At 56.8% G+C, this 18,307-nt stretch carries 15 protein-coding genes and 1 tRNA gene; 9 read left to right on the forward strand and 7 right to left on the reverse strand.

From position 1 onward, the window contains the following. Nucleotides 1–28 precede the first annotated feature (28 nt). Both E6C51_RS08600 and rirA read left to right on the forward strand, forming a co-directional pair. Entirely contained in the window at nt 29–1,525 is a 1,497-nt protein-coding gene (locus E6C51_RS08600) for a CoA-acylating methylmalonate-semialdehyde dehydrogenase (protein ID WP_146931688.1), read from the forward strand. Nucleotides 1,526–1,987: 462 nt separating this feature from the next. Beyond that, nucleotides 1,988–2,458 carry an iron-responsive transcriptional regulator RirA gene (gene rirA / locus E6C51_RS08605; RefSeq protein ID WP_146931685.1) on the forward strand — a complete coding sequence of 157 codons (471 nt, stop codon included), beginning with the start codon at nt 1,988–1,990 and terminating at the stop codon, nt 2,456–2,458. A gap of 63 nt (nt 2,459–2,521) precedes the next feature. Here the strand turns inward: rirA and E6C51_RS08610 are convergent, their stop codons facing one another. The 3 genes from E6C51_RS08610 to E6C51_RS08620 all read right to left on the reverse strand — a co-directional run bounded on the left by E6C51_RS08610 (nt 2,522) and on the right by E6C51_RS08620 (nt 4,868). Beyond that, on the reverse strand, nt 2,522–3,247 hold the full coding sequence (locus tag E6C51_RS08610) for a CDP-diacylglycerol diphosphatase (protein ID WP_190235667.1): 726 nt from the start codon (nt 3,245–3,247) through the stop codon (nt 2,522–2,524). A gap of 104 nt (nt 3,248–3,351) precedes the next feature. Then, nucleotides 3,352–4,599, reverse strand: coding sequence for an NAD(P)/FAD-dependent oxidoreductase (locus E6C51_RS08615; RefSeq protein WP_190235668.1), 1,248 nt, complete (start codon nt 4,597–4,599; stop codon nt 3,352–3,354). Nucleotides 4,600–4,794: 195 nt separating this feature from the next. Further along, a tRNA-Gln gene (locus E6C51_RS08620) sits at nt 4,795–4,868 on the reverse strand. A 495-nt stretch (nt 4,869–5,363) separates the two neighbouring features. Between E6C51_RS08620 and E6C51_RS08625 the strand changes: the two genes are divergently transcribed. The 3 genes from E6C51_RS08625 (at nt 5,364) to E6C51_RS08635 (ending at nt 8,175) form a co-directional block, all read left to right on the forward strand. After that, complete coding sequence (locus tag E6C51_RS08625; RefSeq protein ID WP_407920783.1) at nt 5,364–6,929, forward strand: Ppx/GppA phosphatase family protein; 1,566 nt, start codon at nt 5,364–5,366, stop codon at nt 6,927–6,929. 83 nt (nt 6,930–7,012) lie between these two features. Next, entirely contained in the window at nt 7,013–7,792 is a 780-nt protein-coding gene (locus E6C51_RS08630) for an RlmE family RNA methyltransferase (RefSeq protein ID WP_190235670.1), read from the forward strand. After that, nucleotides 7,792–8,175 carry a VOC family protein gene (locus E6C51_RS08635; RefSeq protein WP_190235671.1) on the forward strand — a complete coding sequence of 128 codons (384 nt, stop codon included), beginning with the start codon at nt 7,792–7,794 and terminating at the stop codon, nt 8,173–8,175. The genes E6C51_RS08630 and E6C51_RS08635 overlap by 1 nt, the downstream gene beginning before the upstream one ends. A gap of 3 nt (nt 8,176–8,178) precedes the next feature. Here E6C51_RS08635 and E6C51_RS08640 read toward each other — a convergent pair whose 3' ends face one another. After that, complete coding sequence (locus tag E6C51_RS08640; protein ID WP_146931634.1) at nt 8,179–9,597, reverse strand: DHA2 family efflux MFS transporter permease subunit; 1,419 nt, start codon at nt 9,595–9,597, stop codon at nt 8,179–8,181. Between the two features lie 316 nt (nt 9,598–9,913). On the opposite strand from E6C51_RS08640, the gene E6C51_RS08645 reads away from it, so the two are divergent. After that, complete coding sequence (locus E6C51_RS08645) at nt 9,914–10,795, forward strand: MBL fold metallo-hydrolase (RefSeq protein WP_407920790.1); 882 nt, start codon at nt 9,914–9,916, stop codon at nt 10,793–10,795. Between the two features lie 42 nt (nt 10,796–10,837). Here E6C51_RS08645 and E6C51_RS08650 read toward each other — a convergent pair whose 3' ends face one another. Continuing rightward, the gene (locus tag E6C51_RS08650) at nt 10,838–11,299 is read right to left on the reverse strand and encodes a nucleoside deaminase (protein WP_190235672.1); all 462 of its coding nucleotides are present in this window, start codon (nt 11,297–11,299) and stop codon (nt 10,838–10,840) included. Between the two features lie 68 nt (nt 11,300–11,367). Between E6C51_RS08650 and E6C51_RS08655 the strand changes: the two genes are divergently transcribed. The 3 genes from E6C51_RS08655 to E6C51_RS08665 all read left to right on the forward strand — a co-directional run bounded on the left by E6C51_RS08655 (nt 11,368) and on the right by E6C51_RS08665 (nt 14,984). Continuing rightward, nucleotides 11,368–13,365, forward strand: a complete 1,998-nt coding sequence (locus tag E6C51_RS08655) for a pseudouridine synthase (RefSeq protein ID WP_190235673.1) — start codon at nt 11,368–11,370, stop codon at nt 13,363–13,365. Nucleotides 13,366–13,371: 6 nt separating this feature from the next. Continuing rightward, nucleotides 13,372–13,932, forward strand: coding sequence for a 16S rRNA (guanine(966)-N(2))-methyltransferase RsmD (gene rsmD, locus E6C51_RS08660; protein WP_146931621.1), 561 nt, complete (start codon nt 13,372–13,374; stop codon nt 13,930–13,932). A gap of 149 nt (nt 13,933–14,081) precedes the next feature. Continuing rightward, a complete protein-coding gene (locus E6C51_RS08665) occupies nt 14,082–14,984 on the forward strand; it encodes a patatin-like phospholipase family protein (protein WP_190235674.1) in 903 nt (300 codons plus the stop codon). A 16-nt stretch (nt 14,985–15,000) separates the two neighbouring features. On the opposite strand, the gene E6C51_RS08670 is transcribed toward E6C51_RS08665, so the two are convergent. Further along, complete coding sequence (locus E6C51_RS08670; protein WP_190235675.1) at nt 15,001–16,350, reverse strand: putative bifunctional diguanylate cyclase/phosphodiesterase; 1,350 nt, start codon at nt 16,348–16,350, stop codon at nt 15,001–15,003. 234 nt (nt 16,351–16,584) lie between these two features. Then, nucleotides 16,585–18,285: a response regulator gene (locus E6C51_RS08675; protein ID WP_190235676.1), complete on the reverse strand. Its 1,701-nt coding sequence runs from the start codon at nt 18,283–18,285 to the stop codon at nt 16,585–16,587. Between the last annotated feature and the right edge of the window lie 22 nt (nt 18,286–18,307).

The following is an 18,307-nucleotide window of genomic DNA, read 5'->3' on the forward strand; positions in this document are numbered from 1 at the left end:
TTAGTAAAAACACTTTGGAGGATCACCCATGTATCAGATCGGGCATTTTATTGGCGGCAAGGCCGTGGCTGGCACATCCGGTCGCAAGCAGCCGATTTTCAATCCGGCCACCGGCGAAGTGCAGGGCGAGGTGGCGCTGGCCAGCGAAGCCGAGTTGAATGCAGCCGTGGAAAACGCCAAGGCTGCCCAGCCAAAATGGGCCGCCACCAACCCGCAGCGCCGCGCCCGCGTGTTCATGAAGTTCGTTCAGCTTTTGAACGACAATATGGATGAGCTGGCCGAAATGCTGTCGCGTGAGCATGGCAAGACCATTGAAGATGCCAAGGGCGATATCGTTCGTGGTCTGGAAGTCTGCGAATTCGTCATCGGCATTCCGCACCTGTCCAAGAGCGAATTTACGGAAGGCGCTGGCCCGAGTATCGATATGTACTCGATCCGTCAGGCCGTTGGCGTTGGCGCTGGCATCACGCCTTTCAACTTCCCGGCCATGATTCCGATGTGGATGTTTGCGCCTGCCATTGCTTGCGGCAATGCGTTCATCCTCAAGCCATCCGAGCGCGATCCATCCGTGCCGATGCGTCTGGCTGAACTGATGATCGAGGCTGGTCTGCCAGAAGGCATTCTCAATGTCGTGAATGGCGATAAATCCGCTGTTGATGGTCTTTTGACCCATCCTGATATTGGTGCCATTTCTTTCGTTGGCTCCACGCCAATCGCGCGTTATGTCTATGGTACAGCCGCAGCGAACGGCAAGCGCGCCCAGTGCTTTGGCGGTGCCAAGAACCACATGATCATCATGCCCGATGCCGATCTTGATCAGGCGGCAAATGCCTTGATGGGCGCAGGCTATGGCTCGGCTGGCGAGCGCTGCATGGCAATTTCGGTGGCCGTGCCCGTTGGCGAAGAGACAGCAAACCGCCTGATCGAAAAGCTGACCCCAATGGTGGAAGCCCTGCGCATCGGTCCTTACACCGATGAGAAGGCCGATATGGGTCCGGTGATCACCAAGGAAGCGCGTGAGCGTATTCTGAGCCTGATTGACAGCGGTGTGGAAGCCGGTGCCAAGCTGGTGGTCGATGGCCGCGATTTCAAACTTCAGGGCTATGAAAACGGCAATTTCGTCGGTGGCTGCCTGTTTGATAACGTCACCCCCGACATGGATATCTACAAGACCGAAATCTTTGGACCTGTTCTCTCCGTGGTTCGCGCCAAGAATTACGAAGAAGCCCTCGATCTGCCCATGAAGCACGAATACGGCAATGGCGTTGCCATCTACACCCGTGATGGTGATGCTGCCCGCGATTTTGCTTCCCGTATCAACATCGGCATGGTCGGTATCAATGTGCCGATTCCGGTTCCATTGGCCTACCACTCCTTCGGTGGCTGGAAGGCATCGTCCTTCGGCGATCTCAACCAGCACGGCACAGACTCAATCAAGTTCTGGACCCGCACCAAGACGGTGACGTCACGCTGGCCCTCAGGCATCAAGGACGGTGCTGAGTTTGTGATGCCGACGATGAAGTGATGCCTTCGGGCATTGTTTGATTGCGCGTCCTCGCGGCACTTGGTTTGCTGCGGGAGCGCGGGCAGGCATCAAGGACGGTGCTGAGTTTGTAATGCCAACGATGAAGTGATGCCTTCGGGCATTGTTTGATTGCGCGTCCTCGCGGCACTTGGTTTGCTGCGGGAGCGCGGGCAGGCATCAAGGACGGTGCTGAGTTTGTGATGCCAACGATGAAGTGATGCCTTCGGGCATTATTCTATACCAAAGAGATAAGGCGGGCCGGAAATGGTCCGCCTTTTCTTATTTGCGCGTTCTTGCAATTATGGATTGTGTAATCCATACTTTTATGCTCAACTTTTGTTGTGTGATACGAAGATCGCCGCAAAACAAGGCGATCGTGTTGAGAAAAACTTAATTTTGGAATTGTTCAAAACTACAAATGCCATTATATAAGATCCAAGCAGACACCTTGAGGAGTTCCGCATGCGCCTGACCAAGCAGACAAATTACGCAGTACGGATGCTGATGTATTGCGCTGCCAACAAGGATCATTTGAGCCGTATTCCTGAAATTGCCAAGGCTTATGGGGTGTCTGAGCTGTTTTTGTTCAAGATCTTGCAGCCTTTGACCAAGGCCGGTCTGATTGAAACTGTGCGTGGCCGCAATGGCGGTGTGCGCCTGGGTCGCGCGCCGGAAACCATCAGCCTGTTTGATGTGGTCAAGGTGACAGAAGACAGCTTTGCCATGGCCGAATGCTTTGAAGATGATGGTGAGGTGGATTGTCCGCTGATTGATAGCTGCGGTCTGAACTCTGCGCTGCGCAAGGCGCTCAATGCATTCTTCGCCGTGCTGGCTGAATATACCATCGACGATCTGGTCAAGGCCCGCCCACAGATCAACTTCCTGCTGGGCATGGAAGATATTCCGCGGATTGCATCGGCGCCAGCCGCTTAACAGCAAAGGTTTTCGAGATGTGAGCGCCCGACAAAATTGTCCGGGCGCTTTTTTATGCCATCATCACGCCGGATCAATGGCGCAGCTGTGGTCTTGAACATCCTCACCACCGTGAAGAGGAGCGGCTTCGTCTGTCAGCACGATAAAGCCTGGACCCGTGGCAAAATTGGCGCCCACCACCACCAGATTTTGCTTGCGCATCTCGGTGGACGGATCTTTCAGGGTTTTTGCCAGTTCCAGAAATGGATTGTAATTGCCAAGCGTTTCACCTTCGACCTTTTCGGCCTTGAAATGGTGTCCGGCAATCTCAACCGGCAAAGGCTGCCATGTGGTGCCAAGCTGATCGGCTACTTTCAAAAGGGCCTTATGGCTCTCAACACTCAGGCAATCAATGTGAATATGCAGCTGGTTTTGCGAGCGGGCATTTTGCGCATTCACCGCAAGGCTGACCTCATCGCGTGGCAAGGGATGTGGCAGCTTGGCATCCACGGCCGCTTGCTCCTTCCAGGCATCATTGAAGAAATTTGGGGTTTTGGGGTCCAACAGGACCGGGCTTTCAATGCCGGTGATCTTGTCGGTGGGAATGAGCAGATGTTGCGCCACGCCACGCAGGTCTTTCAAAAGCGCGTAATGTTCGGCGGTGTTGACCACAGTGCAGGGCTTTGTCGCCACCACACATTTGTTATGCACGATATTCCATAGAGCGTCCGAATCGGCATGGGCTGCCGTGCTTGCGGCCAGTATGGCGACAAAGCCGATGGCAAATTTTGATGCAGCGTGAAGGGTCATTCGAACCTCTGAGAATGCGTTGTTGGTCCGGGGATCGTAATCACCCTTTCACGCTGTTCGAATGACACTTGGTGCGCTTCACATCACAATCGTGCGAGCGCGTTTTACGGATTAAACCGCTCTGGCCGAAAAGCGGATATATCCATAAACGGTTTTTCACCGCTCATGGCCTCTGCCAGCAAGCGGCCGGTCACCGGGCCAAGAGTAAGACCGTGATGGGCGTGGCCAAAGGCAAGCCACAGCCCTTTGTGGCGCGGTGCTTCACCAATTACCGGCATCATATCGGGCGTGCATGGGCGGGCACCCATCCATGGCTCGTTGTCCAGCCGCTCTGCCAGCGGAAAGAAGCTGCGGGCTACTTTTTCAGCGCGCTCCAGCTGAACCGGCGTTTTGGGCGAATCGCGGAGGCCAAATTCTGCGCCCGTGGTCAGGCGAATGCCCTGGGTCATGGGGGCGAGGAAATAGCCGCGCTCTTTATCCATGGTCCAGTTGTTCAACACCGCATTGCCCTGCGGCTTATAGTGCATGTGATAGCCGCGCTTGACGCCAAGCAGAAAGCGATAGCCCAGCATGGAGGTGATCTCATCTGACCATGGCCCAAGGGCCAGCACAACACTTGCGCCATCAATCAGGCCTTCATCGGTCTTGACCTGCCAGGCCTTGCCCACCTGCTTCAGGCTCTTGGCATCACCGTGAACAAAGCGTCCGCCGAGGCTCTCAAAATAGGCCAGATAGGCTTTGGTGAGCGCCAGAGGGTCAAGAACCGACCACGGATCAGACCATTTCAACCCGCCGGAAAACGTGCCTTGCAAATGTGGCTCGGTCTTTGCCAACTCCGTCGTGCTTAGTTTCTGGTAGCTGATGCCATAGTCGCGCGCCAAACGATCGGCTTCGGCATACTCCTTGTCGCGGACCGCATCGGTGCGAAACACTTCCAGCCAGCCGCGCTTGGCAATCAGATTTTGCGCACCGGCGGCCTCAATCAATGTGTTGTGCTCGGTGATCGAATTTTCAATCAGCGGCGCATAGGCGCGGGCAATCACTTCATGACGGCTTGTGTTGGAATGCCACCAATAGGATGAGAGAAAGGGAAAAAGCTTCGGCAGAGCTGCCAGATGATAATGCGCATCGATGCGATTGTTGAGACCATAGCGCAGAAGTAGCCCCAAATCCTGCGGAAAGCCATAGGGCACCACGCCTTCACGCTGGATCAGCCCGGCATTGCCATAGGAGGTCTCTTCGCCAGCACCACGCCGATCCACCAGCACCACAGATTTGCCACGACGGGCAAGGTGAACGGCCGTGGAGACGCCAATAATACCGGCACCCAGAACAATTGCATCGACAGACATGGCAAGACTCGGATTCAGAAATACGCTTACCTGACCATGCAAAAGCCTGTGCGGTGGCGCAATGGCAAAATCATCCGTTGCCCAATTATCTGAAATAAAGACCGATAAGACATGGAGGTAGGCTCGCGCCCCCATGAGGCGGTCGCGATTAGATTTCTCTGAAAAAGCTTAGATCTTACAAGCTGGGAGAGGAATTGGCTGGGGAACCTGGATTCGAACCAAGATTAACGGAGTCAGAGTCCGTCGTTCTACCGTTGAACTATTCCCCAGCAGGGGCGGCGTTGCCGTCTGATGAGGGGCCTTATAAACAAATGTCCGGTGATTGCAACTGTCTTTTTTCAGAAAATTCCTGTGTTCGGGCAAGGGCGGGCTGGATCAGGTGTTTTCCTTCGATGGTTGTCTGTAAAATGTTGTTTACGTTGAATATGTTGTGCTGCTGTTGGATTGGCAAGAAGGACTTGTATGAGGTTTGATTTTTTTCGAATGAGGGGCGTGGGGGCAGCAGTTATACAGGCGTTTTAAAAAGCGTTTGGAGAAGCTTGGTTAGCCTGCTACAATTTTACCAACGAAAATCAAGCAGTCGCCAGCGGCACACCGGATAAAGGTGGTGCGCGGCGCAATGGAAGACTTCAGTGGTAGACCCCGGTAGTGGCGATAAGCCGCCAAATGACGGGGCGTCGAAGGCAGACCGTGCAGGGGGCAAGCCCTCTCGTCGCGGCAGGGGTAGACGCAAAGGCCACAAGGCCGGATCGCCTGCAGCCCCTGTGACTGGTGACCGGACAGTGCAAGCTGTCTCGGAACGACGCTCTATAGAAAGTGATCAGCAGACGCCCGCCAAAAAGCGAAAGCGTCGCAGAAAAAATCGCGGCCAACAGTCAGCAGCGTCAAACCTGCAGGCCGGGGCGCAACAAAATCCCGCCTCAAGCGATGGTGCCCACGGCAGAGAATTGCCGGTGGTGAATGCGCACAAAACGGCTCTTGCCAATGGCTCAGGGCTTGTGGGTGTGCCGGGCGGCACGGAAGGCCGCAGCAAGGCGTCCAAGCGTCGGCGCAAGGGGCGTGTCGCCAAGGCGGGGCAGGTACGTCCATTGCAGCCCGGCAAGACCGTGCAGGCCAAACATCCCTCGCCAAGCTATGTTCCTCCGGCGACCCACGCGCACAAGGTAGGTGGTAAGGCAGGCGGCGGCGATGCCGTGCAGGCGCGCGGCCGCCATGGGCATGAGAAAGTGCGGGCTGAACAGCGCGGCCACAGCCACAATCATCATTCTGTGAGCGATGAGCATCCTGCCGAGTTTTACGCAGCGCTGGACCTTGGCACCAACAATTGCCGGCTGCTGATTGCGCAGCCAACCCGTCCGGGGCAGTTTCGGGTTGTGGATGCGTTCTCGCGCATTGTGCGGCTTGGTGAGGGGCTTGCGGCCTCGGGTCGGTTGTCGGAAGACGCGATGGATCGGGCTGTCGAGGCGCTGAAAGTCTGTGCCAGCAAGCTCAACAGTGTGGACTTGCGCCGCAAACGGCTGATTGCCACCGAGGCTTGCCGGGCTGCTGCCAACGGTGAGGAATTTCTGGCGCGGGTGAAGCGCGAAACCGGGCTGGATCTGGAAATCATCAATCGCGAGACTGAGGCGCGTCTGGCCGTGTCCGGCTGCTCGTCGCTGGTGGGGCGTGAAACGCGCTCGGTGGTGCTGTTTGATATTGGTGGCGGCTCTTCGGAAATTGCGGTGATCCGTATTCAGGATCATCGGTCCAGCCGTCTGGCCAACCATATCACCCATTGGACATCGTTGCCGGTGGGCGTTGTCACATTATCAGAGCGCCATGGTGGGCGCGATGTAACGCCTGAGGTGTTTGAAGGCATGATTGCCGAAGTGACGGGCATGTTGGCGCAATTTGATTGCCCGCCGATTGCCACCTTTGGACAGGCATCCTCGGATGAGGATTTTCATCTGATTGGCACGTCTGGCACAGTGACCACGCTTGCAGGTGTGCATCTGGATTTGCCCCGCTATGATCGCCGCCGGGTGGATGGGCTGTGGCTCAGTGATGATGAGGTCTCTGCCATGCAGGCCAAGCTGTTGTCGTGGGATTATCAAAGCCGTGCGGCCAATGCCTGTATCGGGCCGGATCGCGCCGATCTGGTGCTGGCGGGCTGCGCGATTTTGGAAGCCATCCGCCGCCGCTGGCCGTCAACGCGCATGCGGGTTGCGGATCGCGGTTTGCGCGAAGGCCTGCTGACGGACATGATGGCGGATGACGGTGTGTGGCGGCGCAATCGCAGCCGAAGACTGCATGGGGGCCATGGGGGCAAAGCATTTCCAGAAAAAGTGTAAAGCGGTTTTTCGTTTTGGAAATGCAATAGTATAGTGACTGCGCCCGTGGTGGCAGCGGTTTGAGAGAAAGTTGAGTAAAATCCATGGTGAAACCACCCATTGGCGGCAATCGCACCGGGCGTAAGCTGGGGCAGAAGGTTAAAAAAGGCAAGCTGAAGGCCTCGTCCAGACGCTGGCTGGAGCGCCATATCAATGACCCCTATGTGCAGCGCGCCAAGCTGGAGGGCTATCGCGCCCGCGCAGCCTTCAAGCTGCTGGAAATTGATGAGAAGCACAATATTCTCAAAGGGGCCAAGCGCATTATCGATCTGGGTGCGGCACCGGGAAGCTGGTCGCAGATTGCCGCCAATGTGACGAATTCCACTGATGAGGATATTCGCGTTGCGGCCATCGATTTTCTGGAAATGGACCAGTTGCCGGGAGTGAAAATCCTGCAACTCGACTTTCTGGACCCCGAAGCGCCCGCCAAGCTGATGGAAGCGGTAGGCGGCGTGCCGGATCTGGTGATTTCCGATATGGCGGCACCGACAACGGGCCACCAGAAAACCGACCATATCCGCACCATGCATCTGTGCGAAGTGGCGGCCTATTTTGCCGTGGAAGTGCTGGCCGAGGGCGGGCATTTTCTGGCAAAAACCTTCCAGGGCGGCACGGAAAAAGACCTGCTCAATATGTTGAAGCAGAATTTCCGTCAGGTCATGCACATCAAGCCAGCCTCGTCGCGGCAGGAATCGGTTGAGATGTTCCTGTTGGCCAAGGGGTTCAAGGGCAAGCGCACCGGCATTTTGCCGCATGATGAACGCCCTGACGATTTGCACTATGATCCGCGCGAAGATGTGCCTGCCAGTGAGGATCTGGGCTGATGTTGCTCTACGTCACCCTTGGCTCAAACGATCTGGCGCAATCAAGCCGGTTTTATGATGCGGCTTTGAAAACGCTTGGAATAGAGCGGCGGGTGACGGAAGAGGATGAGATCGGCTATGCGCATCCGTCTGATACGCGCTGCCGCCTCTGGGTTTTGAAACCCTATGATGGCAAAGAGGCCAGCTTTGGCAATGGCTCTATGGTGACGCTCGAAGCACCAAGCCGTGCGGCGGTGCAGGCCTTTTATGCGGCAGCCCTTGCCAATGGCGGAACGGATGAAGGCGCGCCGGGACTGCGGCCATTTCACGAGCACTTCTATGCCTGCTATGTGCGTGATCCTGATGGCAATAAGCTGTCGGCGGTGTGCGAAATTCCGGCATAGCGCTTACTTCAGTGGCGCATTTTCCGCCACAGCCGCCACCACAACGGGTTTGCGGTGGCCTGAAACATCAGCCCCGGCATCTTTGGCAAGCAGAAGATAAGGAATGGCGGCAGCCAGCGACAAAAGCGCCACCACAGCGAAGGCCAGATGAAAATCGGCGAGGCTGAGGTGATCGCCTGTCAGCGCTGTGCTGGCCTCCAGAATGAAGGCGGCGCAGGCAACGCCCAGCGCAAGGCTGACCTGCTGCAACACCGAGGCAATCGAGGTTGCCTGGCTGGCCTCGGCATTGTCAATGTCGGCATAGCCCAGCGCATTGGTGCCGGTGAAAAAGAACGAACGGCAAAAACCCGACACAAGCAAAAAGAACATCAACAGGGCATGGGGTGTCTGCGGCGTGAAAAAGGCATTCATGAAGGTGGTTGCCGATCCGGCAATGGCCGCTGTGATCAGCACCGTGCGAAACCCGGCAGCGGCAAAGACCCGCTTGGCCATGAATTTTGTGGTAATGGCCCCGATCGCTCCGACAAAGGTGGTCATGCCTGATTCAAAGGGCGTCATGCCAAAACCCAGTTGCAGCATCAGCGGCATCAGAAAGGGAATGGCCCCGGTGGAGATGCGGAAAATCGTGCCACCTGTTTGGGCGGCCCGAAAGGCAGGCTTGCGAAACAGGTTGAGATTGAGCAAGGGGGCCGGATGGCGGCGGGCGTGAATGATGTAATAGAGGCCGCAAAAAACACCGAGAACAACGGCAGCGATGCCAATTTCCGGCGGCAGTGCGGGCAGGCTGATGACTGATAGGCCAAACACCACGCCAGAGGCCGCAAGCGATGTTAGGGCAAAGCCAATATAATCGATTGGCGCGGTTTTGATGGTTTCAATTTCTGGCAGATAGATGGTGGCGAGAATGATTCCGATGATGCTGATCGGCACGTTGATCAGAAAAATCCAGTGCCAGGTGAAATAGGTGGTGATGAAGCCGCCAATCGGCGGACCCGCTAAGGGGCCAACCAGCGCCGGAATGGTCAAAAGCGCCATGGCCGACACCAGTTCTTCGCGCTTGGTGGTGCGTAGCAGCACAAGACGACCCACCGGCGTCATCATGGCGCCGCCCATGCCTTGCAAAAATCGGGCACCCACAAATTCAAACAAAGTGCTTGAAACCGCGCAGCAGATGGAACCGATGGTAAAGACCACGATGGCGGAGCGAAAAATAAGCTTGGCCCCAAATTTGTCGGCCATCCAACCGCTCACCGGAATAAAAATCGCCAGCGCCACCATGTAAGCCGTCAGCGCCAGCTTGAGCGTGATCGGCCCGACGCCCAAATCATGAGCGATGGCGGGAAGAGCCGTAGCGATTACGGTCGAATCCATGTTTTCCATAAACAAGGCAACGGCAAGGATCAGGGGAACAATGCGATTCATGAGGATGTGACCGGAAAATCGGTATCTCGGCAACCTGGACTTCAGGTTGCAAGACCCTGTTTGAAAGCGATGGCTTTGTATGCTGGAAAAGGAGCGGTGCCAATGGCACTTTTTTGTGTTCCAGCGTGATCACGGATACGTGATCAGACTTTTCTTACCGTGATACCGACCTATCTCTTGCGGACAGTGCGAGAAGGATCTGGAGGGTTTTATGGTTTCGATGGACAGACGAACAATGATGGCTGGTGCGACCTTGAGTGCTCTGGCTGCCCCGGCTGTGATGGTGCGCACGGCCTTTGCGCAAAGTGGAACATCCATGAATATCAATCATGCCATGCCGCCGGAAACCCATCGTTTCAAGGTTGGGGCGTTCGAAGTTGTGGTGATCAAGGACGGTGCCCGCCAATCTGGCGCCCCCTCCGAGACCTTCGGCACAGACCAAAAGCCCGAGACAGTTTCGGAGCTTCTCAAGCAGAATTTTCTGCCCACCGATGCCTTTGTCAACGGATTTTCGCCGGTGCTGATCAATACCGGCTCCGATGTCATTCTGTTTGATACGGGCATGGGTGAGCAAGGCCGCGCCAATGGCATGGGGCGTTTGAGCGAAGGCATGATCGCGGCTGGCTACTCGCCGGAAGATGTGTCTATCGTAGTTCTCACCCACATGCACGGTGACCACATTGGCGGCTTGATGGAAAAGGGCAAGCCTGCCTTTGCCAAGGCCCGGTATGTGACTGGTCAGCGTGAATATGATTTCTGGGTTGATCCTGCCCGTGAGGGCACGCCCGCTGCGGGCGGGCAAAAAGGTGTTTTGGCCAATGTGAAGCCGCTGGCAGAGAAAATCACATTTTTGGGCGCTGCGGGTGGTGATGTGGTGTCCGGCATTCGTGGCGAAGCGGCCTTTGGCCATTCGCCGGGCCATATGATCTATCAGATCGAATCCGAGGGCAAACGGTTGGTGCTGACCGCCGATACCGCCAACCATTTTGTGCTGTCGCTGCAACGGCCCGATTGGGAAGTGAAGTTTGATATGGACAAGGCAGCCGCAGCGGCGACCCGCAAGCGGGTGTTTGATATGGTGGCCACAGACCGCGTGGCCTTTTTGGGCTATCACATGCCGTTTCCATCTGTGGGCTATGTGGAAAAGCTGGATACGGGCTATCGGTTCGTGCCGAAAAGCTATCAGTTTGATATTTGATCCTGACTTTGATCCTGACAAGGCCTCGCCAAAAGTGGGGCCTTATCTTTTTTCGGCGAAGAAGCTTTTCAACAATTCTGCCGACTCCACCTCGCCAATGCCTGCATAAACCTCAGGCGCATGGTGGCAGGTGGGTTGCGCATAAAAGCGCGCACCATGGTGCACGCCGCCGCCTTTTGGGTCTTCCGCGCCATAGTAGAGACGGCGAATGCGCGCAAAAGAGATGGCAGCCGCACACATGGTGCAGGGCTCCAGCGTGACATAAAGGTCTGCGCCGGTCAGGCGTTCGTCGCATAAAAAGCTGCTCGCGCGGCGAATGGCCAAAATTTCGGCATGGGCCGTGATATCGTTGAGGGCGCGGGTTTCATTGCCTGCGCGGGCGATGATTGTGCCATCCTTGACCACAACGGCCCCGATTGGCACCTCGCCACGGGCTGCTGCCAGCCGCGCTTCCTCCAGAGCAACATCCATAAAACCGCCCTTGAAAAGGATTGTCTGCGCCATCCTCAACTTTCCACTTAACCAAGTCGTCTTGAACTGATAGGACACAGCAAACGACAGGCAAGCAAAAAATGACCGATAAAGAAAAGTTCTCGCGGCCGGGCTCAAAACCCGCGGGCCGCACCCGTAAACCATCCACTGAGAAATTCGCCAATCAGGTGTCGAAAAAAGACCTGGAAGCGGCCCGCAAACCTGCGGCCTCTGGTGGCGAAGAGGCCTTGAAGCCAGAGCGCATCTCCAAGCTTCTCGCCCGTGCAGGCATTGCCTCGCGCCGCGATGTGGAGCGCATGATCATGGAAGGTCGTGTGGCCGTCAATGGCAAGGTGCTGGAAACGCCAGCGCTCAACGCCACGCTGGCGGATCGCATTGAAGTGGATGGCCAGCCCATTCGCGGCATCGAGCGCACCCGGCTATGGCTCTACCACAAGCCGGCGGGCCTGGTGACCACCAATTCCGATCCGGAAGGCCGCCCAACCGTGTTCGAGAACCTGCCGGATGACCTGCCACGGGTCATGTCCATTGGCCGTCTTGATATCAACACCGAAGGTCTGCTGCTGTTGACCAATGATGGTGGCCTGGCGCGCGTGCTGGAATTGCCCACCACCGGCTGGCTGCGGCGCTATCGCGTGCGCGCCTATGGCGAAGTGGATCAGGCCAAGCTGGATACGCTGAAAGACGGCATTGCCGTCGATGGCGTGCTCTATGGCGCGATTGATGCAACACTGGACCGCAGCCAGGGCCACAATGTGTGGATCACCATGGGCTTGCGCGAAGGCAAAAACCGCGAAATCAAGAACGTGCTCGGCGCACTTGGTCTTGAGGTCAACCGTCTGATCCGTATTTCCTACGGCCCGTTCCAGCTTGGTGATCTGGCCGAGGGCCGGGTGCAGGAAGTGCGCGGACGCATGTTGCGCGACCAGCTCGGTCCACGTTTGATCGAAGAATCCCACGCCAATTTTGATGCGCCGATCTACAGCGCCAGTGCGGATGATGAGGACGACGCAGCCCCCAAGAACAAGGCAAAAGCCGAGAAGGGCGATTGGGGCAAAGCGGACAAGGCCTCCCGCCCACGGGGTGGCAACAACCGGGAAGACGCCCGCGAAAAAGCATTGGGCCGTCTGGACACCCGCCGTGATGCACCACGGGGTGCGGCAAAAGGCAAATGGGCCGATGCCAAACCGCGTGGCAAGCGTGACAGTTTTGAGCGCGATGATACGGACGGTTTTGACAAGCCCAAGCGTCCGCCCATGGGCCAAAGCCGCACCGCCAATGTGTGGATGGCACCGGGCGCACGGCCTGTGGCTGAAAAAGGCGCAGTCGTTGACCAGACCAAGAAAACCGCGCCTCTTGGGCGCTCGGGCGATGCCCCACAAAGCAAGCGTTATGGCCGCACCAAGGATGGTGCGCCAACCCGCTCATTGACCAAGCATAACCCGGACCGAGGCAATTCCTACCGCTCGGACGAGGGTGCGCCGCGCGTGCAGGTGACCCGTGCGCGTGATGCGGATGGTGAATGGATTCGCGCCGAAGGCGTTGAGGAAAAGCCAAAGGGCCGTGGTGGTCGCGACGGTCAGGGCTTTGGTGCCAAGCGTGATTTTGGTGCCAAGCGTGAATTTGGTGATAGACCCGCCCGTGGTGAGCGCCCATCCCAGGGTGATCGTCCGCCGCGCGGTGATAAACCGAGCTATGATGCCCGTGCAGACCGTGGCCCACGCACCTCCCGCGATGATAAGCCTGCCTATGGTGCGCGCACCGATCGTGGTGAACGCCCAGCGCGCGGCGACAAACCTGCATTTGGCGCAAAACCAGCCTATGGCGACAGGGGCGAGCGGGGCGAGCGCCCTTATTCCGGCAGGCCATCTGACAGGCCAGCCGGTGACCGTCCGGCGGGCGACAAGCCTTACAGCGGCCGTCCAAAATCGGGTGCTGGTGCAGGCAAGCCATTTGGTGGCAAGCCGGGCGGCGGCAAGGGCTTTGGCGGCAAGTCGGGTGGTGGCAAGCCTTCAGGTGGCCGTGGGCCATCGTCGGGCGGCAAGCCGTCGGGTGGTTCGTTCAAGGGCAAGAGGTAAGACGGCATGCGAATCGTCGGCGGTGAATTTCGTGGGCGCAGTCTTGCTGCGCCCAAGAGCAATGACATTCGCCCAACCATTGATCGAACGCGCGAGAGCCTGTTCAACATTCTCGCCCATGCCCATCCAGATGCTCTGGATGGGACGCGCATTCTCGACCTGTTTGCAGGCACGGGGGCTGTCGGTCTGGAAGCAATGTCGCGCGGCTGTCGGGCGGCGATGTTTGTCGAAAACAGCGTCGAGGGCCGTGGCCTTTTGTGGGAAAATATCGAAAGCCTTGGTCTGCATGGCCGGGCCAAGATCTTGCGCCGTGATGCCACCCAGCTTGGCTCGGTGAGCAACATGGAGCCGTTTCATCTGCTGTTTGCCGATCCACCTTACGGCAAAGGCCTTGGCGAAAAAGCGTTTATGGCTGCCCATCAAGGCGGCTGGTTGGTGCCGGGTGCGCTGGCCATTCTGGAAGAGCGCAGCGATGTGCTGGTGCAGGTGGAAAGCCCATTTGAACTGCTGGAAGACCGGGTGTTTGGCGACACAAAAATGTATTTTTACGCCTATCGCCCCGCATAAGTTTCATATGGAAACAAGCGGGATCAGTTTTTTGCAAACAGAGGGAGAAATGCTGCTTAAATCGATTCCGATTTGAGCTGTTATGCCGTATGCCTGAGCGGGACATCCTCTTCGCTTTTACGCTCTGCAATCAGGGTTCTGCTTTGTCCATGTCCATTGATACAGCCATGCCGTTGCCGTTCGCACAGTCTTCAGCACAATCAACGCCCACGGTGGCACTTGCACTTGGCGCAGGTGGTGCGCGCGGGTTTGCCCATATTCAGGTGTTGCAAGCGCTGGAGGAGTTGGGGATTGAACCTGTGGCGATTGCCGGATCGTCGATTGGTGCCATCATTGGTGCGGGCAAGGCGGCGGGCATGAGCGCCGCAGAGATGCGCTCTTATGCCTTGGAAACGGTGGGCAACCGCCGGGCGGTGATGAACCGCTTTTGGGCGTTGCGGCCACCCTCCATGCGCCATGCCATTGGTGGGTTCCGGTTGGGGCAATTCAATCTTGAGCGGATTTTACGCACATTTTTGCCCGCACACATCCCCGATGATTTTGCCAGCCTGAACATTCCGCTGAAAGTAATTGCCACCGATTATTACGGGCATTGCGAAAAACTCTGCGAGAGTGGCGATCTTTATCAGGCGCTTGCCGCTTCGGCGGCGATCCCGGCCCTGTTCATGCCGGTGCTGCTGGACGGGCGGGTGATGATTGATGGTGGCATTTTCAACCCCGTGCCCTATGAACATGTGATGGATCTGGCGGATATCGTCATTGGCGTGGATATTGTTGGCGGGCCGATTGGTGCCGTTGGCGAGATGGATGTCATGCCAAACCGCATCGATAGCCTGTTCGGCGCATCGCAATTGATGATGCAATCGCATCTGGCCTTGAAGCTGAGGCTGAGTGCCCCCGCGATTTTCCTGCGTCCGCAGGTCAATGAGTTTGGTGTGATGGATTTTCTCAAGGCCAAGCAGATTTTTGACGCATCCGAACCGCTGAAGGATGAGGTTAAACGGGCGCTTGAGGTGCAATTTGCGCGGTTTGAGCGCGAAAGAGCGTCATAATAAGTCCGAGTCACTATTATTGTATCAGCGACATATTGTTGTATTGGCGCGAAAGATAGCGCAGCGTTGCCATGGCATCGACGGGTTTGCCGAAGTGATAGCCTTGGCCCATCAAACATCCAAGGTCACGCAGCAACTCGACTTCTGCTTCGGTTTCAATGCCTTCGGCCACCACTTCGAGCTGCAAGCCCTGGCACATGGTAATGATGGCGCGGACAATATGTTGGCAGGTCGTGTCTGTGGTGATCGCGGAAATGAAGGCGCGGTCGATCTTGACCTTGTCAAAGGTGAAATCGCGCAGCCGTCCCAGACTGGACTGACCGGTGCCAAAATCATCCAGTGAAATGCGCACACCGGCCTGACGCAACTCGGAAATAATGTTGGTGGCGGTCACCGCCGAAAGCATGACGGCGGTCTCGGTAATTTCCAGATCCAGCCGCGATGGCTCCAACCCGACATTGGCAAGAATGGCCAGCGTGCGCGATGCGGTGGCCGCATCGGTCATCTGCACGGATGACAGGTTGAAGGATAGAAACAGCTCTCGAGGCCAGGTTAGTGCGGCTTCTGCCGCTTTATGCAGCAAGGTCTCGGACAGCGTATCAATAAAGCCGCGCTCTTCGGCGAGGGGTACGAAAATGGAAGGCGAGACAAAACCCATATCGGGGTCAATCCAGCGCGCCAAGGCCTCAAAGCCCAGGGTTCTGCCATCATCCAGCGCAACAATGGGCTGAAAATGCACATCCACGGCATCATTGATAATGGCGTTGCGCAAGGCCTGCTCAAGCTGGGTAGAGCGGCGCATTTCCTGAGCAATCTCCGAGGAGTAAACGGTAATTTGTCCGCGTCCTCGCCGTTTGGAGCGATAAAGGGCCGTCTCGGCGCTTTTCATCAGAGTGTCGAAATCGGCCCCGGCAAAGGGATGAATTGCAAAGCCAAGCGAGGCTGAAAGACGCACATTGCGATCGCCCAGATCATAGGGTGCAGAGAGCACATCCTTGATCATGAGGCCGACGCGCTCGGCGCTGCCAGCCTCAAACACCAAAGGCAGAAGAACGGCAAATTCATCACCCGTGTCACGGGTTACAGTGGCACCGCCGGGAATGCAGGCCTGAAGCCTATGGGCAACCTGACAGAGGATCTCGTCACCGGCCAGCGAGCCAAACAGGTCATTGATCGGCTTGAATCCATCGAGGTTGACCAGCGCAACCGTGAAAGGGGCGGGATCTGCGGCGCGTTCCTGAGATATGGCCTGAACCTTGTCACGCAAGCGGAAGCGATTGCCGAGGCCGGTTAACGGATCGGTATAGGCGCTGACCTCGCCTTCAAGCTGAGCTTTATCTAACCGTTTGGTGTCGGCGGCACCCATTCACTATCCCAGCAATTCATCCAGTTTCAGTCTACCACAATGGGGGGCATAACTTAATAAAATTTTAGCAAATTCCCGCTTTGAACTATGGGTTTTTACCCGTGATTTAGTAGGTTGACAGGCGGAAAAGCGGAATTTTTTGCAACAGAAAGCGTGTTTCAGAGCGTCGGATCAGCAGTAAATTTCATTTTTTCCCGCAAGCGCTCCTGCATAATTCCTTCAATCGGAGTGGATTTAAGGAGCTATGGATGAGTGATGACCGCTTCCTTGTGTCAGCCGTTGTCCGGTCAAATGGCGGCGCAGCAATTGCTCGATCATATCGGGGCTGAGCGGCTTGATGATCACGTCATCCATTCCGGCTTCAATACAGCGGGACCGGTCATGATCAAAAGCCGGAACCAGCACGCCAACAACAAGAGAGCGCGGTTGTCCTTCGGCCTCTTTGCGTCGCATGAGACGGCACACATCCATGCCGTTCATGTCGGGCAGAGAGATGTCCATCAATACCACGGGTGGCTTTTCACGCTGCCAGATGGCCAAGGCCTCGGCAGCGTTGGTGGCCAGGCGATAGCGACATCCCAATCCCTCAAGAATTTGCGAAAAGACGATCTGATTGACCTCATTGTCTTCGACAACAAGGATTTCCAATCCATCGAGAACGGGTTTGACCGGTGCCGTTGGGGTGTGGTTGCGTTTTGGCACTGCGCTGAGGTTGCTCCGTCTGCCCAGTGGCGCTTTGAATTGTTTGCCAAGTGTCTCGGCAATGGTTTGGCGCTCGATCATCATGACAGCGCGCGCTTTGCCTCGGGCAATATTGGCCGCCGCTGCTGGCAGGGCGTTATCAATCACGGCGAGATCAATGGTGATATCGATGGAAGCGGTGAGATTGAGAAAGGCCTGTAACTCTGCCTGATTGCGCACAATGCAGTGGTCAGTCTGATAGGCTTGCAAAACCCGCAAGGCGTCGGCTTCAAAGCCGGGATCAGAGGTGACGACTACAATCGTCTTGGGAGAGGAGGTCTCAGCAGAGGAAATGTCGGGTGCCCTGAGCCCGCCTGTTTCTTGGGAGGGTTTGACGCTTTTGAGAGGGCGTGTCGGTGCTTTTGCCACGGGCGTGGACGCATGGGGCGTGGACGCGGCAAGCGTTTGGCGGGGTGAGATCGAGACGGCGGAGAAGGTCAGCACCAGAAAAGACCGCCCCGCTTTGCCCACCTTATGCAGATAAGCGACCGGCTGGGCCTGCTTGCCTGCATCTTGCAGATCGGGAGTGGTGATGGCGATCACGCCTGCGCCGTTGTTGGTCTCTTTGGCGGCACTCTGCAATTTGGCCGCAAAAGGGGCATCAAACACGGCGCTGGCGGGCAGTTCCATCAGCGAGTCTTCACTGCGTCCCACCATTGTGGCAAATGCCTTGTTGCTGGCGGCAATGGTAAGATGTTCGTCCAAAACCAGAAGGGGCTGAGGCAGGCTGTTGAGAATATCTTCGGTGACTTTTACCCGTTCCAGATCGGCGCGCCAGGTTTCTTCGCGCTTTTTCTGCTCCGTGACGTCGCTCAAAATGCAGATGCCGAAGCCCGACGACAAGCGCCGCATTGCGCCACGCACGACACGCTTTTTGGGCGTGAAGTCCAACACTTCCAGCCGCTCGCGCCAATGAGCAGCCACCCGCTCGGCCAGCCATCCCTCGCGCGAGGATGGTGCGGGAGATACGGTCGAGCGAAGGCAATGATCATAGATTGCGCCCAGCAAATCACGCAGGCGCGTGCCGGGGGTTAAATAAAATTCAGGAATATCAAACAGCAAAGTGAGCTGTGGACTGGCGTAAAGCACCATATCATCGCCATCCACCACAAGAATAGCGCCGCCATGCGCATCCGAGATAGCGTCGAGAAGAGCGTGCTCAAGCGCCGAGGGGCTGTCTCCGTGCCTATCCATGGCGGCTTCCTAACGCACTATG

It is taken from the genome of Gillisella terrae, assembly GCF_004801395.1.
Lineage (GTDB): Bacteria > Pseudomonadota > Alphaproteobacteria > Rhizobiales > Rhizobiaceae > Allorhizobium > Allorhizobium terrae.

Bases quoted from the DNA above. Each gene is read 5' to 3' on its own strand.
- rsmD (WP_146931621.1), top strand. From the start codon at position 13,372: ATGCGAATCGTCGGCGGTGAATTTCGTGGGCGCAGTCTTGCTGCGCCC.
- E6C51_RS08610 (WP_190235667.1), bottom strand. From the start codon at position 3,247: ATGACCCTTCACGCTGCATCAAAATTTGCCATCGGCTTTGTCGCCATA.
- E6C51_RS08630 (WP_190235670.1), top strand. From the start codon at position 7,013: ATGGTGAAACCACCCATTGGCGGCAATCGCACCGGGCGTAAGCTGGGG.
- E6C51_RS08635 (WP_190235671.1), top strand. From the start codon at position 7,792: ATGTTGCTCTACGTCACCCTTGGCTCAAACGATCTGGCGCAATCAAGC.
- E6C51_RS08655 (WP_190235673.1), top strand. From the start codon at position 11,368: ATGACCGATAAAGAAAAGTTCTCGCGGCCGGGCTCAAAACCCGCGGGC.
- E6C51_RS08615 (WP_190235668.1), bottom strand. From the start codon at position 4,599: ATGTCTGTCGATGCAATTGTTCTGGGTGCCGGTATTATTGGCGTCTCC.
- E6C51_RS08665 (WP_190235674.1), top strand. From the start codon at position 14,082: ATGTCCATTGATACAGCCATGCCGTTGCCGTTCGCACAGTCTTCAGCA.
- E6C51_RS08670 (WP_190235675.1), bottom strand. From the start codon at position 16,350: ATGGGTGCCGCCGACACCAAACGGTTAGATAAAGCTCAGCTTGAAGGC.
- E6C51_RS08645 (WP_407920790.1), top strand. From the start codon at position 9,914: ATGAATATCAATCATGCCATGCCGCCGGAAACCCATCGTTTCAAGGTT.
- E6C51_RS08640 (WP_146931634.1), bottom strand. From the start codon at position 9,597: ATGAATCGCATTGTTCCCCTGATCCTTGCCGTTGCCTTGTTTATGGAA.
- E6C51_RS08650 (WP_190235672.1), bottom strand. From the start codon at position 11,299: ATGGCGCAGACAATCCTTTTCAAGGGCGGTTTTATGGATGTTGCTCTG.
- E6C51_RS08600 (WP_146931688.1), top strand. From the start codon at position 29: ATGTATCAGATCGGGCATTTTATTGGCGGCAAGGCCGTGGCTGGCACA.
- E6C51_RS08675 (WP_190235676.1), bottom strand. From the start codon at position 18,285: ATGGATAGGCACGGAGACAGCCCCTCGGCGCTTGAGCACGCTCTTCTC.
- rirA (WP_146931685.1), top strand. From the start codon at position 1,988: ATGCGCCTGACCAAGCAGACAAATTACGCAGTACGGATGCTGATGTAT.